The organism is Gellertiella sp. DMC107 (assembly GCF_056313605.1).
In genome coordinates this window covers 267,487-283,166 of record NZ_JBQUZZ010000004.1, presented here as the reverse complement: position 1 = coordinate 283,166, position 15,680 = coordinate 267,487, and the positions used below count along the sequence as shown (strand labels likewise).

The 15,680-nt window shown below is 60.0% G+C and carries 14 protein-coding genes; 9 read left to right on the top strand and 5 right to left on the bottom strand.

Annotated elements, in window-relative coordinates; genetic code table 11:
• The first annotated feature begins 253 nt into the window (after positions 1–253).
• Together pyc and ACT54B_RS15175 are read left to right on the top strand one after the other, a co-directional pair.
• Positions 254–3,712 (top strand): pyruvate carboxylase, encoded by a 3,459-nt coding sequence (gene pyc, locus ACT54B_RS15180; protein ID WP_476045961.1) that lies wholly within the window; start codon positions 254–256, stop codon positions 3,710–3,712.
• Positions 3,713–3,852: 140 nt separating this feature from the next.
• Complete coding sequence (locus tag ACT54B_RS15175) at positions 3,853–5,043, top strand: MFS transporter (protein ID WP_476045960.1); 1,191 nt, start codon at positions 3,853–3,855, stop codon at positions 5,041–5,043.
• Positions 5,044–5,047: 4 nt separating this feature from the next.
• Here the strand turns inward: ACT54B_RS15175 and ACT54B_RS15170 are convergent, their stop codons facing one another.
• Positions 5,048–7,327: a xanthine dehydrogenase family protein molybdopterin-binding subunit gene (locus ACT54B_RS15170; RefSeq protein WP_476045958.1), complete on the bottom strand. Its 2,280-nt coding sequence runs from the start codon at positions 7,325–7,327 to the stop codon at positions 5,048–5,050.
• Positions 7,328–7,329: 2 nt separating this feature from the next.
• Positions 7,330–7,788, bottom strand: a complete 459-nt coding sequence (locus ACT54B_RS15165) for a (2Fe-2S)-binding protein (protein ID WP_476045957.1) — start codon at positions 7,786–7,788, stop codon at positions 7,330–7,332.
• Positions 7,789–7,852: 64 nt separating this feature from the next.
• Between ACT54B_RS15165 and ACT54B_RS15160 the strand changes: the two genes are divergently transcribed.
• The 3 genes from ACT54B_RS15160 to hisC are packed head-to-tail and all read left to right on the top strand — an operon-like array spanning position 7,853 to position 10,851.
• Positions 7,853–8,452: a TetR/AcrR family transcriptional regulator gene (locus ACT54B_RS15160; protein WP_476045956.1), complete on the top strand. Its 600-nt coding sequence runs from the start codon at positions 7,853–7,855 to the stop codon at positions 8,450–8,452.
• 59 nt (positions 8,453–8,511) lie between these two features.
• Positions 8,512–9,762, top strand: a complete 1,251-nt coding sequence (gene ispG, locus ACT54B_RS15155) for a flavodoxin-dependent (E)-4-hydroxy-3-methylbut-2-enyl-diphosphate synthase (protein WP_476045955.1) — start codon at positions 8,512–8,514, stop codon at positions 9,760–9,762.
• Positions 9,763–9,765: 3 nt separating this feature from the next.
• On the top strand, positions 9,766–10,851 hold the full coding sequence (gene hisC, locus ACT54B_RS15150; RefSeq protein ID WP_476045954.1) for a histidinol-phosphate transaminase: 1,086 nt from the start codon (positions 9,766–9,768) through the stop codon (positions 10,849–10,851).
• Here the strand turns inward: hisC and ACT54B_RS15145 are convergent.
• Positions 10,817–11,470: a LysE family translocator gene (locus ACT54B_RS15145; protein WP_476045953.1), complete on the bottom strand. Its 654-nt coding sequence runs from the start codon at positions 11,468–11,470 to the stop codon at positions 10,817–10,819. The genes hisC and ACT54B_RS15145 overlap by 35 nt on opposite strands.
• 170 nt (positions 11,471–11,640) lie before the next feature.
• Positions 11,641–12,549, bottom strand: coding sequence for a polyprenyl synthetase family protein (locus tag ACT54B_RS15140; RefSeq protein WP_476045952.1), 909 nt, complete (start codon positions 12,547–12,549; stop codon positions 11,641–11,643).
• 144 nt (positions 12,550–12,693) lie between these two features.
• On the opposite strand from ACT54B_RS15140, the gene mtgA reads away from it, so the two are divergent.
• The 4 genes from mtgA (at position 12,694) to ACT54B_RS15120 (ending at position 15,069) form a co-directional block, all read left to right on the top strand.
• A complete protein-coding gene (gene mtgA / locus ACT54B_RS15135; RefSeq protein WP_476046233.1) occupies positions 12,694–13,440 on the top strand; it encodes a monofunctional biosynthetic peptidoglycan transglycosylase in 747 nt (248 codons plus the stop codon).
• 71 nt (positions 13,441–13,511) lie between these two features.
• Positions 13,512–14,159: a glutathione S-transferase family protein gene (locus ACT54B_RS15130; protein WP_476045951.1), complete on the top strand. Its 648-nt coding sequence runs from the start codon at positions 13,512–13,514 to the stop codon at positions 14,157–14,159.
• 161 nt (positions 14,160–14,320) lie between these two features.
• Positions 14,321–14,506 (top strand): 50S ribosomal protein L32, encoded by a 186-nt coding sequence (rpmF, locus tag ACT54B_RS15125; protein ID WP_476045950.1) that lies wholly within the window; start codon positions 14,321–14,323, stop codon positions 14,504–14,506.
• A 155-nt stretch (positions 14,507–14,661) separates the two neighbouring features.
• On the top strand, positions 14,662–15,069 hold the full coding sequence (locus ACT54B_RS15120; protein WP_476045949.1) for a hypothetical protein: 408 nt from the start codon (positions 14,662–14,664) through the stop codon (positions 15,067–15,069).
• A 27-nt stretch (positions 15,070–15,096) separates the two neighbouring features.
• On the opposite strand, the gene phaR is transcribed toward ACT54B_RS15120, so the two are convergent.
• The gene (phaR, locus tag ACT54B_RS15115) at positions 15,097–15,672 is read right to left on the bottom strand and encodes a polyhydroxyalkanoate synthesis repressor PhaR (RefSeq protein ID WP_476045948.1); all 576 of its coding nucleotides are present in this window, start codon (positions 15,670–15,672) and stop codon (positions 15,097–15,099) included.
• Positions 15,673–15,680 lie beyond the last annotated feature (8 nt).

The window sequence follows — 15,680 nt, the reverse complement described above, 5'->3', positions numbered from 1 at the left end:
CCGGATTTTGTTCTGTTTTTTGCAGTGCGGCGGCAGATTCCACCTTATTTTTGCATCCGCGAAGGCTGGAGCGCGGGTTTTTTCGAGTTCGAGCCGGTTTTTTCATCGAAATCCAGGAAGTGATCTTCCACCAAAGTCGTAATTGGACCCTTTGCGGTCGACAGGGGAAATTGACTTGGGGACGTGAGCCGCTAAGGAAGTGACGCTTGGGCTTCGCCCGGCGCCCTGAGGCTGACGTCGTGAGGAGATCGTCTTGTCCATATCGAAGATCCTGGTTGCCAACCGCTCCGAAATTGCCATCCGCGTTTTCCGCGCCGCCAACGAGCTCGGTATCAAGACCGTTGCGATCTGGGCGGAGGAAGACAAGCTGGCGCTTCACCGGTTCAAGGCCGATGAAAGCTATCAGGTGGGCCGCGGCCCGCATTTGTCCCGCGATCTCGGACCGATCGAAAGCTATCTTTCGATCGATGAGGTCATCCGGGTTGCCAAGCTGTCCGGCGCGGATGCGATCCACCCGGGTTACGGTCTTCTGTCCGAGAGCCCTGAATTCGTCGATGCCTGCAACGCCGCGGGCATTATTTTTATCGGCCCCAAGGGTGACACGATGCGCCGCCTCGGCAACAAGGTGGCTGCCCGCAACCTGGCCATCGAGGTGGGCGTGCCGGTCGTTCCTGCCACCGAGCCGCTTCCCGACGATATGGAAAAGGTTCGCCAGATGGCGGCGGATGTCGGCTATCCCGTGATGCTCAAGGCATCCTGGGGTGGGGGTGGCCGCGGCATGCGCGTCATCCGCTCCGAAGCCGATCTTGCCCGAGAGGTAACGGAAGCCAAGCGCGAGGCCATGGCTGCCTTCGGCAAGGATGAAGTCTATCTCGAGAAGCTCGTCGAAAATGCCCGCCATGTCGAAAGCCAGATCCTCGGCGATACCCATGGGAATGTCGTCCATCTTTTCGAACGCGATTGCTCGATCCAGCGCCGCAACCAGAAGGTCGTCGAGCGTGCGCCGGCGCCCTATCTGACCGAAGCGCAGCGGCAGGAGCTTGCCTCCTATTCGCTCAAGATCGCCAGGGCGACCAATTATATCGGTGCGGGCACCGTCGAATATCTGATGGATGCGGATACGGGCAAATTCTACTTCATCGAAGTCAACCCGCGCATTCAGGTCGAGCATACCGTGACCGAACAGGTGACCGGCATCGACATCGTCAAGGCCCAGATCCATATTCTGGATGGTTTTGCCATCGGCACGCCGGAATCCGGCGTGCCGGCGCAGGAGAACATCCGTCTCAACGGCCATGCCCTCCAGTGCCGCATTACGACCGAAGATCCCGAACAGAACTTCATTCCCGATTACGGCCGCATCACCGCTTATCGCGGCGCCACCGGTTTCGGTATCCGTCTCGATGGCGGTACGGCTTACTCGGGTGCCGTGATTACCCGCTACTATGATCCGCTGCTGGAGAAGGTCACCGCCTGGGCGCCGTCTCCCGAGGAAGCCATCCGCCGTATGGATCGCGCATTGCGCGAGTTCCGTATCCGCGGCGTTGCCACCAACCTCACCTTCCTCGAGGCGATCATCGGCCACCCGAAGTTCCGCGACAATTCCTACACGACGCGGTTCATCGACACGACGCCGGAACTCTTCGCCCAGGTGAAGCGTCAGGACCGCGCAACGAAACTTCTCACCTACATCGCCGATGTAACCGTCAACGGCCATCCGGAGGCCAAGGGCCGGCCGAAGCCGTCGGCGGATGCTGCCGCGCCCATCGTACCCTTCATCGAGGCGCCTGTCGTCGATGGTACCAAGCAGAAGCTCGATCGGCTGGGGCCGAAGGGCTTCGCGGATTGGATGCGCGCCCAGACCCAGGTGCTGATGACCGACACGACCATGCGCGACGGTCACCAGTCACTGCTGGCCACCCGCATGCGCACCTATGATATCGCGGCAATTGCCGGCACCTATGCCCGCGCGCTGCCGAACCTCCTCTCGCTCGAGTGCTGGGGCGGGGCCACCTTCGACGTGTCCATGCGCTTCCTGACCGAAGATCCGTGGGAGCGTCTGGCGCTGGTCCGCGAGGCGGCGCCGAACCTGCTGCTGCAGATGCTGCTGCGCGGGGCAAACGGTGTGGGCTACAAGAACTACCCGGACAATGTGGTGAAGTACTTCGTTCGCGAGGCAGCCAAGGGCGGGATCGATCTGTTCCGCGTCTTCGACTGCCTGAACTGGGTCGAGAACATGCGGGTCTCGATGGATGCGGTGGCGGAAGAGGGCAAGCTCTGCGAGGCCGCCATCTGCTATACGGGCGACATCCTCAATTCGGCCCGCCCGAAATATGACCTGAAATACTATACGAGCCTTGCTGCCGAACTGGAAAAGGCCGGTGCTCATATCATCGCCGTGAAGGACATGGCGGGTCTGCTGAAGCCGGCTGCCGCCAAGGTTCTCTTCAAGGCGTTGCGTGAGGCGACAAGTCTGCCGATCCATTTCCACACCCATGACACATCGGGCATCTCGGCGGCAACCGTGCTTGCGGCTGTCGAAGCGGGTGTGGATGCGGTCGATGCGGCCATGGACGCTTTCTCCGGCAACACCTCGCAGCCCTGCCTCGGATCCATCGTCGAGGCGCTTGCCGGTTCGGAGCGCGATCCTGGGCTGGATACGGAATGGATCCGCCGCATTTCCTTCTATTGGGAAGCTGTGCGCAATCAGTATGCGGCCTTCGAGAGCGATCTCAAGGGGCCGGCCTCGGAAGTCTACCTGCACGAAATGCCGGGCGGGCAGTTTACCAACCTCAAGGAACAGGCTCGTTCCCTCGGTCTCGAAACCCGCTGGCACGAGGTGGCGCAGGCCTATGCGGATGCCAACCAGATGTTCGGCGACATCGTGAAGGTGACGCCGTCTTCCAAGGTGGTCGGCGACATGGCGCTGATGATGGTCAGTCAGGACCTGACGGTCGGCGACGTGCTGAACCCGGCCAAGGATGTATCCTTCCCGGAATCGGTCGTCTCCATGCTCAAGGGCGACCTCGGCCAGCCACCGGCCGGATGGCCCGAAGACCTGCAGAAAAAGGCCCTTAAGGGTGAAAAAGCCTATACGGACCGCCCTGGCTCTCTGCTTGCCGATGCGGACCTCGATGCGGAGCGCAAGGCCATCGAGGAAAAGCTTGCCCGGGATGTGACGGATCAGGAGTTCGCCTCCTATCTGATGTATCCCAAGGTCTTCACCGACTTCGCCATGGCCGCCGAAACCTATGGGCCGGTCTCCGTGCTGCCGACGCCTTCCTACTTCTACGGTCTGCAGCCCGGCGACGAGCTCTTTGCGGATATCGAGAAGGGCAAGACCCTGGTCATCCTCAACCAGGCCATCACGCCGGTCGACGAAAAGGGCATGGTCACCGTCTTCTTCGAGCTGAACGGCCAGCCGCGTCGCATCAAGGTGCCGGACCGGACGCATGGCGCCGGTGGAAACGGGGTAAGGCGCAAGGCCGAACTCGGCAATGCCGCCCATCTCGGCGCGCCCATGCCGGGCGTCATTTCCACGGTTGCCGTGGCCGCCGGCCAGGCGGTCAAGGCGGGGGACGTTCTGCTCTCCATCGAAGCGATGAAGATGGAAACGGCCCTGCATGCGGAAAAGGACGGCACCATCGCAGAAGTCCTCGTCCGGGCCGGCGACCAGATCGACGCCAAGGATCTCCTGATCGTCTTCGGTTAAGAGGCGAGGCCGGCGGGAGACCGGCCTCGGACCTGCCTTGTAAGGTGCCGTTACAAATCGTGGTTGCTTACCCCTATAATTCGGGTTGAGAACTGAAACGTTTTAAATATGCTCCCGCGCACATTGCCCGGGAGCATTTCGTGTCCGATTCTACCTTGTCTTCTTCCACGCAAGCCCGTTCGTCCTTTTTTCCGCCGATCCGTCTTGCCGTTTCGCTGCTGTTCCTGATGAACGGTTTCATGGTGGGTGCCTGGGCGCCCAAAATTCCCGATTTTGCCGAGCGACTGCTCCTGAGCAAAAGCGAACTCGGGCTCATGATCCTTTTGCTGGGTGGTGGATCGCTTACGCTGATGCCCGTTTCCGGTGCGCTGATGGCGCGGTTCGGATCGGCGCGCGTGGCCAAGATCATGGCTGTTTTCCTGCTGCCGTCGCTCCTGCTGCTCACCTATGCGGGCAAGGTCTGGTTTGCGGCGGTCGCCATCTTCTGGTTCGGCGGCTTCATGGGTGCCATGGACGTCGCCATGAATACCAATGCCGTGGCGGTGGAAAAGGCCATGGGGCGGGCGATCATGTCTTCCTGCCATGCCTTCTGGAGCCTGGGCGGATTGATCGGTGCTTCGACAGGCGGTCTTCTGATCAGCTGGTTTGGCATTACCGCCCATGCCACCATTGCCACCGCCGCGTCCCTCCTGATGCTGGCGGTTGCCTGGCCGCTTGTTCTGAAGGATGCACCGACCCCGGCCGAGCATGCGGAGCGCAAGCGGGGCTTGCCACTTCAGCCGCTGCCCTGGATTTTCGGGTGCATGGCCTTGTTTTCCATGGTTCCCGAAGGCGCGGTTCTGGATTGGGGCGCCTTTTACGTGCGGCAGGAACTGGGAGCCGATCTGATCGTCTCGGGTTTCGCCTTCGCGGCCTTTTCAGGCACGATGGCCCTGATGCGCTTTCTCGGAGACCTCGTGCGCGACCGTTTCGGTGCGGTGACGACCCTCCGTGCCTCTGCGTTGCTGGCCTTGATCGGCATGCTGGCTGCGGGGCTCGCGACCAGTCCCTCTGTGGCGATCGCCGGCTTTGCACTGTGTGGCCTCGGCATTGCCAATATGGTGCCGATTGCCTTCTCGGCAGCCGGCAATATTCCGGGCATGGCGCCCGGTGTGGGCCTTTCCGTTGCGACCTTCATGGGCTATTCCGGCTTGCTGGCCGCCCCCTCCATCATCGGGTTTGCGGCCGAGCATTTCGGTTTTTCCCCGGTCTTCCTGTTTCTGCCGCTCCTCCTGATGATCGTGTTCCTGCTGGCGGGACTTGCCCGCCACGCCGATCGCATCCGGCAATAGACCGTCACACGAAGGCGACGGATTTGGAAAGCGGAAGCGTCCGGATACGATTTCCGGACAGACGAGCGACCGCATTTGCAAGAGCCGGCATCGAGGGCGGCGTACCGGGTTCCCCGGCGCCTCCCATGAAGCTGGAATCTTGCAGGAAGGCGATTTCGATCATCGGAGCCTGTTCGATGCGCAGGGCCGGATAGTCGGCAAAATTCAGTTGCTCGACCCCATCGGACCCGAATGATATTTCCTGGAACATGGCTGCGGAAAGCCCGAACAGGATACCCGACATCAATTGCGCCTCGAAAATCTTCGGGTCGAGGACCAGGCCTGGATCGGCTGCACACCAAACCTTCTCGACCCTTATTCCTGAGGCAGGATCACCGGAAATCTCCACGATTTCAGCCACATGAGTTCCGAAAGAGAGATTATAGGCAAGGCCTCGAGCCCTGCCGGCTGCGGGCGGGGTTTTCCAATCGGCCATTTCGGCAACCCGGTTCAACACGCCCAAGGCAGCTGGACTATCCTTGAGCAGACGGCGTCGCAGTTCGAGTGGATCGATTTTGCCAGCCAGGGCGATTTCATCGAGGAAACATTCCTGCATGAAGGCATTGAAGGAATAGCCGACCGATCGCCAGGAACCGACGGGAACGGGCAGATTCACTTTTCGTGCATCGATACGGTGGTTGTCGAAGGCATAGGGTTGGTTATAGGCGCCGTCCAGCATGGTATTGTCCGGGCCGGCAACCGGAACGGAAGGTGCGATACGCCCGATCATGCCGGCGACAACGGATTGGCTGGCGATGGAACCGGTCAGCGCGGAGGGCATGCCGTCCGGCCCCAGCGAGGCCCGGTAACGACCTATCGCCGCGGGCCGAAAAACGCCGTGTCCCATATCCTCTTCCCGCGTCCAGATTACCTTCACCGGCTTGCCCTCGGCCGCCATGGCGAGGCGGATCGCATAGTCTGAGAAATCCGGTTCGAGACGCCGTCCAAAGCCGCCGCCGAGAAGGGTCGTGTGCACTTCGACTTCGGCAGCCGGTTTGCCCGTGATGCGGCTGCCCACCATCTGGATGACGCTGGGGGACTGGTTGGGAGCCCAGACTGTCAGCTTGCCGTCCTTGAAAAGGGCGGTTGCATTCATGGGCTCCATGGGTGCATGGGCGAGATAGGGAACGCCATATTCTGCTTCGACAATCCTGTCCGCCGCTGCGGCGGCAAGCACTGCATCCGGATCGCCGAGGGTTCGAAGACTGAACGCGTCCTGCGTCTTGAACGCTTCCGAAAGGCTGGACACCACGGTGTTGGCATCAGGAATCGCGGTTGGCTTTTCCCACTCCACCTCGACGGCATCGGCGGCCTGGAAGGCGCGCCATGTGTTGTCTGCCAGAACCCCGAAACCGTGGCCATAGGGGCTCTCGATCTCCACGATCTGTACGACGCCCCGCATGGATCTGGCGGCGGTAGCATCCATCTTGACCATACGCTGACCGGGGAGGGGGGCCATGCGGATCGTGGCGTGCAGCATCTCGGGCAAGGAAACGTCGACACCATAAAGCGGGGCGCCCGTGACCTTGGCGCGCATGTCTTTCCGGGGCTGTGGTTTTCCAAGAAGAGACCAGGTCTCCCTGGGCTTGAGCGTCACATCCGATGGCGGCTTCAAACGTGCCGCGGCGCCAGCCAATTCGCCATAGGAAAGGCTGCGCCCGCTTGCCGGATGGCTGACACGTCCCTCAGCCGTCTTGAGATCCGCGCTGGAAACGCCAAACTTCTCCGCCGCCGCTGCCTTCAGCATTTCACGCGCCATGGCCCCCGCCCGCCGCATCGGTTCGAAGGCATCGATGGTGGATGACGAGCCCCCGGTGAACTGAAGGGCAAAGAGCTTTGAAAGAACGCCCATGGTCCCGCGCAGGGTTTCGGCAACAAAGCCTTCGTCGAAGCGGGGAACGGGGGCGCCTTCCGCCAGCGCCGCCTTGTTGTAATAAGCGGGCGCCGCCGGACCATGCTCCACCGTCAGCTGGTCGAGATTTACATCCAGCTCCTCCGCCACCAGCGCAGCCAGGGTGGTTGTCACGCCCTGGCCCATTTCGGCGCGGGGTACGATCACCGTAATGCGATTGTCGTGCGTGATCTTCAGATAGGCATTCAGGGTCGCCTCGTCCGGAAGAAGCTGTTTTTCCAGGGGATTGTCGAAGGGCTGGCTATATTTGTAATAGCCGAAGGCAACACCCCCCGCGACAGCAGCAGCACCGAACAGGAACGTGCGACGGGCAATTTTTCCAAAGCTTGCCATGATTATGCTCCTTCAACCTGGCCGGCAGCGCGATGAATGGCCGCGCGAATGCGCGGATAGGTGCCGCAACGGCAAAGATTGCCGGACATGGCTTCGTCTATGTCGGCATCGCTGGGTTTCGGGTTCTTCTCCAGAAGCGCGACCGCATTCATGATCTGGCCTGCCTGGCAATAGCCGCATTGAGCGACCTGTTCGTCGATCCAGGCCTGCTGAACGGGGTGCAGGTTTTCCCCTTTCGCCAGCCCGTCAATGGTCCGAATCTCGCCCGTCGCATCCTGAAGCGCGGTTTGGCAGGAACGTACCGCCTCTCCATCGAGAATCACCGTACAGGCACCGCACAATCCGGCGCCGCACCCGAATTTCGGCCCCTTGATATCCAGCACATCCCGTAGCGCCCACAGAAGCGGCATTTCGGGTTCGGCGTCGATCTCGACAGTTTTTCCGTTCACAGAGAGGCGCATGGGGGTATAAGCTCCTTCAGAAGATATATTTACATAATGACAAAAAATGTAAAAGTGTCAAACCATGAACATATCATCTGAAAACAATAGCGCCCGGCGTGAAGCGATTCTCGAAGCGGCCTTCCACTGCTTTGCGAATTATGGCTTCAAGCGAGTGTCGATGGATGACATCGCGGTGGCGGCGGGGCTGTCGAGGCCGGCCCTCTACAATCATTTCCGCAACAAGACGGAAATATTCCGGGCCTGCTTTTCTACCCTGGCCGGGCAAGTGGCGGATGACGCCGGGGTGGCCGCCCAAAAGGCTGTCGATCTCGCCGATGGCCTTCAAAAGCTTGTCGATATCGCTTTCATCGCGCCCCATAGAAATATTGGCCAGATGCCTCATGGGGAGGAGCTGCTGGGCATGAAGACGGATTTTGCCGCCGACCTGATGGATGACTGGTATCGCGCCGTGGAACGACATGCAGGGGCCGTGATCGATCGGTGGGCAGCGGGCGGCAAAGAGGGACTGGACGCGGAAACGGCTGCCCGGCTTTTCGTGCATGCTGTCGAGGGTATCAAGGCACGGTTCACATCCATCGATGCGGCGGAAGCGGACATGAAAGCCATGGTGAGGCTCTTCGCCGCTGCCTTCGATGCCGAAAAGCAAAGCCTCCAAACTTGACAATGGCCCAGCCATCCGCCACCTGAAAGGGCGTTTTGCTAGCTGCCGGGAGACCTCGCATGACCCCGAACAATTCACATGATCCGAAGCCGCGCCGTGCCACGGTCGCCGTGGATATCGGCGGGGTGATTGTCGGGGGCGGTGCGCCCGTCGTTGTGCAGTCGATGACCAACACGGATACGGCGGATGTGGACGCCACGGTCGCCCAGGTGGCTGCGCTGCACCGCGCCGGTTCTGAAATCGTGCGGATTACCGTCGACCGGGATGAGAGCGCCGCCGCTGTTCCGAGGATTCGCGACCGTCTTCTTCGCCTCGGCATGGATGTCCCTCTCGTCGGCGATTTTCATTACATCGGCCACAAGCTTCTGGCGGATCATCCCGCCTGTGCGGAGGCGCTGGCGAAATATCGCATCAATCCCGGCAATGTTGGCTTCAAGGAAAAGAAGGACAAGCAGTTCGGCGATATCATCGAAATGGCGATCCGGTACGACAAGCCGGTGCGCATCGGCGTCAACTGGGGCTCGCTCGACCAGGATCTGCTCACGCACCTGATGGACAGAAATGCGGCAGAAGGCTCGCCGCTCTCGGCACGCCAGGTCATGCATGAGGCCATCGTCCAGTCCGCCTTGATCTCGGCGCAGCTGGCCGAGGATATCGGACTTGCCCGCAACCGCATTATCCTGTCGGCCAAGGTCAGTCAGGTTCAGGATCTCATTGCGGTCTATTCGATGCTCGCCGAGCGGTCGAACCATGCCCTGCATCTGGGTCTTACCGAGGCCGGCATGGGATCCAAGGGGATCGTCGCGTCGTCCGCCGCCATGGGCTACGTGCTGCAGCAGGGCATTGGCGATACGATCCGGGTTTCGTTGACGCCTGAGCCCAATGGAGACCGCACCCGCGAGGTGCAGGTGGCGCAGGAACTGCTCCAGGTAATGGGCTTCCGCCAGTTCGTTCCGGTCGTGGCTGCCTGCCCCGGCTGCGGACGCACCACCTCAACCGTGTTCCAGGAGCTCGCGCAGCGCATTCAGGAGGATCTCCGGAAGAACATGCCCCTCTGGCGGGAGAAATATCCGGGTGTGGAAGCTTTGAACGTTGCCGTCATGGGCTGCATCGTGAACGGTCCGGGTGAAAGCAAGCATGCGGATATCGGCATTTCACTCCCCGGGACGGGCGAGAGCCCGGCCGCACCGGTGTTCATCGACGGCAAAAAGGCGCTGACGCTTCGCGGGCCGAATATCGCCAGCGAATTCGAAGCCCTCGTCATCGACTATATTGAAAAGCGCTTCGGTCAGCGAAGTGCGGCGGAATAAATCATGAGCAAATACTGGTCCCCGATCGTCAGCCAGCTCAAGCCCTATGTGGCCGGTGAGCAGCCCAAGATCGCCAACCTGATCAAGCTGAATACGAATGAAAATCCGTATGGCCCTTCCCCCAAAGCCCTTGCGGCGATCAGGGAAGCGGCCGACGACCGACTGAAGCTTTACCCCGACCCGGCATCCGTGGCGCTGCGGGAAAGCATTGCCCGATTGCATGAGGTGCCGATCGAGGATGTCTTCGTCGGGAACGGCTCCGACGAGGTGCTCGCGCATGTCTTCAACGCCTTGCTGAAGCATGACAAACCCTTGCTCTATCCTGATATTTCCTACAGCTTCTATCCCACATACAGTCTGCTGTACGGGATCGAGGCGGTCGAAATTCCCCTGACCGAAGACTTCCGGATCCGCTTTTCCGATTATGACCGGGATTGCGGCGCGATCATCTTTCCGAATCCGAATGCGCCGACTGGTATTGCCGTTGCCGCTGCGGAAATCGAGCGTCTCGCCCGCGCCAAGCCGGACACGGTCATCGTCGTCGATGAAGCTTATGTGGACTTCGGGGCCGAGACGGCAATTCCGTTAACCCGGCGCTATCCCAATATTCTGGTGGTACACACGCTTTCCAAGTCGCGCTCTCTGGCGGGATTGCGCGTGGGTTTCGCGATTGGCCAGCGGCCGCTGATCGATGCGCTGGAGCGGGTCAAGGACAGCTTCAACTCCTATCCGATCGACCGTCTCGCCCAGGCCGGTGCCGCTGCGGCGATCGATGACCTGGAATGGTTTGAACTTTGTCGTCGGAAAGTGATGGACAGCCGGGATCGGCTCGTTGCCGCGCTTCAGACGCTTGGTTTCGACGTCCTGCCTTCGAGCGCCAACTTCATTTTTGCGCGCCACCCGGACCGCGAGGGGGCAGAGCTGCAGGCGGAGCTTCGTGCGCGATCCGTGATCGTGCGGCATTTTGCCAAGCCCCGAATCGGCCCTTATCTGCGCATTTCCATCGGGACCGATGCGGAATGCGAGGCGTTGCTCTCTGCCCTTCGGGACATTCTCACCCGCAACAGCGCGTTGCAAGAGCGGTTGTAAGCATCGTCATTCCTGCATAGGTGAAGAACAGGGCCGCTGCCGCCTCGAAGAGCCGGCGGATCTGCAGATAGGCCCGATGAACCGCCGGGACCGAGAACAGCAGTGCGAAGCCCGAAAAAATCATCAGGCCAAGCAGCATGCAGCCACCGACGAAAAGGATGGTCCGGCTCGCGCTTTCTCCGGCCGGAATGGCAAGCGATGTCAGCATGATCCAGACCATGATCGCCTTGGGATTGGTCAGGTGCAGGCCATATCCCTTGGCATAGTGTCGGGGCAGGCTCCGCGCCGTCCGGCCTATTGCTCCGGGCAGGGCTCTTTGCCTCAGCGCCTTTTTCATAAGGCCGAAGGCGAGCCAGAAAAGATAACCGCTGCCAATGAGCTCCACCAGAAACAGGGCTTTTGGCTCCGCGCGGATCAGGGCGGAAATACCCAGCGTGGTCAGGCAGGCCCAGGTCATGGAGCCGGTCAATACGCCCAGGGCCAAGGCCAGACCGGCCTTTCGGCCTTCCCCTACAACCGTTTCGATGATGGTCACGATTGCAGGTCCGGGGGAGGCGGTCGCGGCCACATAGACGCCCCAGCCGGTGAGCAGGGAAGTAAGTTCTGGAGATAACGTCATCGGGTCACCCGATTGCAAGGATCGGGTCACTTTAGCGATGGAAAGACGCTGCTGTGCAGAGGCGAACTTGTCCTCCCGACAAGATCGGAAATCCATTCTGGGCTATAGATCGCCAGCTATGAATTTTCTGATCCGGCTTCGCCACGCCAAGCGGATAGGGGGCAGGCAGGCTAATTCTTTCGCTCGGCAACGAAGCGCGCCGCCTGAAGCAGGGTTCGGGCTTTCTCGCCATAGGGAGACAGAAGGGTTTCGGATTCTGCGATCAGCCTTTTCAGTGCCTGTCTCGCCCAGCTCTCCCCATGGAGGGAAACCAAGGTTCCCTTGCCGCGCGCGGCATCCTTACCCGTTGCCTTGCCCATGGTCGCGCTGTCCGCGGTGAGATCGAGCAAATCATCTGCAAGTTGAAAGGCCAGACCGATCTGTTCGCCAAACTGGCGCAGTCTGGTTCGGTCCTCCGCCGGCGCATTGGCCAGGATAGCCCCTGCTTCCGTCGCAAAACGGATGAGCGCCCCCGTCTTCATGGCTTGCAACATCCGAATGCCATCCTCATCGGGAGGGGTTCGTTCGGCCTCAAGGTCGAGCATCTGCCCGCCCGCCATACCGCCAATTCCAGACGCCCGGGAGAGGGCGAGCACGAGTTTGACCGCCGTTTCGGGCAGAAGTCCGGTCTCCGGGGCGCAGAGAATATCGAAGGCATAGGTCAAGAGGCTGTCGCCTGCCAGGATTGCCGTCGCCTCGTCATAGGCCTTGTGAACGGTTGGCTGCCCGCGGCGGAGATCGTCGTCGTCCATGGCCGGCAGGTCGTCATGAACCAGGGAGTAGCAATGCACGCATTCCAATGCAGCCGCGACCCGCAATGCGGCGGGACCTGGCGCGGAAAAGAGGGCTGCGCTTTCGATCACAAGGAAGGGCCGAAGACGCTTTCCTCCATTGAGAACGCCATGACGCATGGCGGCGCGCAAACGGTCAGGGCGGGCGATCTCATCCACACGGCAGTCCGAGGACAGCAGCTGATCAAGAAGCTGCTCGACCGCGCGCGCATGAACCTGCAGTTTCTGCTCAATGCCATTGGTGCTCATGGGCGCTGTTTGCCATGCAAGGCCCTGTGGATGCAATCGCTTCCTTAAACACATTTTGGCCTTTCCGGCCGGAAGGCTGGAATTGCGGAAACCTTGACGGTATGACTAGGGCCGGCGTGGGTGAGCGAGAGCATTTTGGGGATCATGGTGGACACCGTTCCGGATTTGGAGGCGGAATTGCCGGTTGTCGAGCGAAAGGCTCCGGCCGCAACGACCGTGCGCAGCCGTTTGCGGCTGGTCGCGAAGCTGGTGCTTGCCATCCTGATCCTACCCTATGCGCTCATCCTTCTCTATCTCGTGCCCTTCCTCCATCCTGTCTCTACCCTCATGATCGGCGATCTTGCGCTCTTCAAGGGCTATGACCGGCGGTGGGTCGCCTTCGACGATATTTCTCCGGTTCTGGTGCAGTCCGTGATGATGTCGGAAGATGGCCAGTTCTGCGCCCATAGCGGTGTCGACTGGACCCAGATGCGCGGCGTGGTCGATGATGCGCTGAAGGGTGTGCCGACCCGCGGTGCCAGCACCATCTCCATGCAGACATCCAAGAATCTTTTTCTCTGGAACGGCCGCTCCTTCCTGCGCAAGGGCATGGAAATCCCGTTGGCCATCGTTTCGGACTTTGTCTGGTCCAAACGCCGGATGATGGAGATCTATCTGAATATTGCGGAATGGGGCCCCGGGATTTATGGCATCGAGGCTGCGGCGCGCCATCATTTCAAAGTGCCGGCCGCCAAACTCAGTCGCCGTCAGGCCGCGCTCCTGGCCGTTTCCCTCCCCAATCCCTATACGAGGATTGCCAGCAAGCCAGGCCGAGGCCTGAAACGTCTCGCGGCGGTCATCGAACGCCGCGCGGCGGGCTCCGGCGATTACATCAAATGCCTTTATGACTGACTTCAATCCATTTCGTTGGTCTCGATATCGCAAGATGGTCTAGAACACCTGTCTGAAACCGGGAGATCATCATGCAGGACCTCGTTCTTTATATCGGCAACAAGAATTATTCTTCCTGGTCCATGCGGCCCTGGCTGGCCCTGACCGGATGCAATGTTCCCTTCTCCGAAGTTCTTGTTCCTTTCGACATGAAAGCCGGAAATCCCAAATTCAAGACGCTCTCTCCCGTCGGACGGGTTCCCGTTCTCCATCACGGACCTATTCGTGTCTGGGAATCGCTGGCCATCATCGAATATGTGGCCGAACTTTTTCCGGAAGCGGGGCTGTGGCCGAAGAATGTTGCCGAGCGGGCCGAAGCACGGTCGATTTCGATGGAAATGCTCAGCGGCTTCCATGCCCTGCGCGGTGCCTGCCCGATGAATATCCGGCGCAAGCCGGGCAAGATCGCCCTGCCAGAAGGCACACACGCGAATATAGAGCGCATCGAGACGATCTGGCGCGATTGTCGGGCGCGTTCAGGCGGACCCTTCCTGTTCGGCTCCTTTACCGCCGCAGACGCGATGTTCGCGCCTGTCGTCAACCGCTTCGAGGCTTATGAGCTTGTAACCGCGGCCGATACGCTGGAATACATGGCGGCCATGAAGGCCCATCCCGCCTGGCGCAAGTGGCAGGAGGCCGCCCTTCAGGAGACATGGTATGTCGAGGAAGACGAAGCCTGAGCGATAGAGCTTCGCGAAGATTCGGCAATTTGTGCTAAAAGGGCTGGCCAAACGGCGAACGAGCATGTATAAGCCGCGCAAATTTCCGAGATTGAACCGTGATCACGGCAGCCTCAACGGGCTGAGTAAAGCGGTTTTGCCCCGTCAAGTGGAGTACTCAAATGGCTGTACCGAAAAGAAAAACAAGCCCGTCGAAGCGCGGTATGCGCCGTTCTGCTGACGGTCTGAAGAACCCGACCTACGTCGAAGACAAGAACTCCGGCGAACTGCGCCGTCCGCACCATATCGATCTGAAGACCGGTATGTATCGCGGTCGCCAGGTTCTGACGCCGAAGGAAAACGCCTGATATCGGGCAATTGGCTTCACGCCGATGAAATTTGAAAAAGGCCGGTTTTTACCGGCCTTTTTCATTTGCTGCCTTTTCTTTTGCAAAGGGGAGTGGTTGTCTCTGCCGGCTGCGTCGCGCGGCGCCTAATCCTTGAGAAGACATGAGGTTTCTCGATGCTTGTTGCCATTCCGCTGATGATCGTGCCGTTCGCGCTCTACAACCTCGCCATGATCGGTCTCTTCGGCGGTGGCGGCATAGGCGGCCTGCAGGCCGCTCTGCTGCAGGTGGACATGCTCTCCGGTGCCGTCTGGACGCTAACCCTTGGAGATCTCTTTATCCTGATCGGCCTTGTCTTCTTTTTCCTGGAACTGATCAAATCCACCCGTAACTCTTCCGGATCGCTGATCAACCACATGCTGTCGCTGCTGGTTTTCGTCGCGTTCCTGGTGGAATTCCTGGCGGTGAGAGATGCTGCCACCCAGGTCTTTTTCATCCTGATGGTCATAGCCTTCATCGATGTCATCGGTGGCTTTGCGGTTTCGGTCCGCAGCGCAAGCCGGGATGTGTCCATCGGGCTTTAAGCGCTGCAGCGGCCGTCGAGGCGCGGATCAGAGATTATCCAGTTTGGTCTGAAGCGCGCGCAGCTGTTCCTTCAGCTCGTCAATATCCTTGGGGTCCGCCTTCTTGGTTTCCTTGGGCTGGGGCGGGGTCATGAAAGGGGAGAACATCTGCATGGCCTGATGGAACATTTCCGTGTTCCGCTTTACCTGCTCTTCCATCAACTGCATGGGTGCCTGAAGGTTCTTGGCAATCGGGCTGTCGCCAAAGGCGCGCGTCATCTGCTCTCTGATCTGAACCTGCTGCTCGTTGAAGGCCTTCATCGAGTGCTCAAGAAAGCTCGGGACGACCATCTGCATCTGGTCGCCATAATAGGAAATCAGCTGGCGCAGGAAGGAAATGGGCAGAAGCGTGTTTCCGGTCTTGGATTCCTGCTCGAAGATGATCTGGGTGAGCACCGAATGGGTGATGTCCTCTCCCGTCTTGGCATCCTGAACGATGAAATCTTCCCCCTTCTTTACCATCACGGCCAGATCGTCGAGGGTGACGTAAGTGCTTGTGCCAGTATTGTAGAGACGGCGGTTCGCATATTTCTTGATCGTGATCTGGCCTGTGTTTTTCGCCATTCCTGTCT

Bases quoted from the DNA above. Each gene is read 5' to 3' on its own strand.
- ACT54B_RS15160 (WP_476045956.1), top strand. From the start codon at position 7,853: ATGAACATATCATCTGAAAACAATAGCGCCCGGCGTGAAGCGATTCTC.
- ACT54B_RS15170 (WP_476045958.1), bottom strand. From the start codon at position 7,327: ATGGCAAGCTTTGGAAAAATTGCCCGTCGCACGTTCCTGTTCGGTGCT.
- hisC (WP_476045954.1), top strand. From the start codon at position 9,766: ATGAGCAAATACTGGTCCCCGATCGTCAGCCAGCTCAAGCCCTATGTG.
- ACT54B_RS15165 (WP_476045957.1), bottom strand. From the start codon at position 7,788: ATGCGCCTCTCTGTGAACGGAAAAACTGTCGAGATCGACGCCGAACCC.
- ACT54B_RS15120 (WP_476045949.1), top strand. From the start codon at position 14,662: ATGCTTGTTGCCATTCCGCTGATGATCGTGCCGTTCGCGCTCTACAAC.
- phaR (WP_476045948.1), bottom strand. From the start codon at position 15,672: ATGGCGAAAAACACAGGCCAGATCACGATCAAGAAATATGCGAACCGC.
- rpmF (WP_476045950.1), top strand. From the start codon at position 14,321: ATGGCTGTACCGAAAAGAAAAACAAGCCCGTCGAAGCGCGGTATGCGC.
- ispG (WP_476045955.1), top strand. From the start codon at position 8,512: ATGACCCCGAACAATTCACATGATCCGAAGCCGCGCCGTGCCACGGTC.
- ACT54B_RS15140 (WP_476045952.1), bottom strand. From the start codon at position 12,549: ATGAGCACCAATGGCATTGAGCAGAAACTGCAGGTTCATGCGCGCGCG.
- mtgA (WP_476046233.1), top strand. From the start codon at position 12,694: ATGGTGGACACCGTTCCGGATTTGGAGGCGGAATTGCCGGTTGTCGAG.
- ACT54B_RS15145 (WP_476045953.1), bottom strand. From the start codon at position 11,470: ATGACGTTATCTCCAGAACTTACTTCCCTGCTCACCGGCTGGGGCGTC.
- ACT54B_RS15130 (WP_476045951.1), top strand. From the start codon at position 13,512: ATGCAGGACCTCGTTCTTTATATCGGCAACAAGAATTATTCTTCCTGG.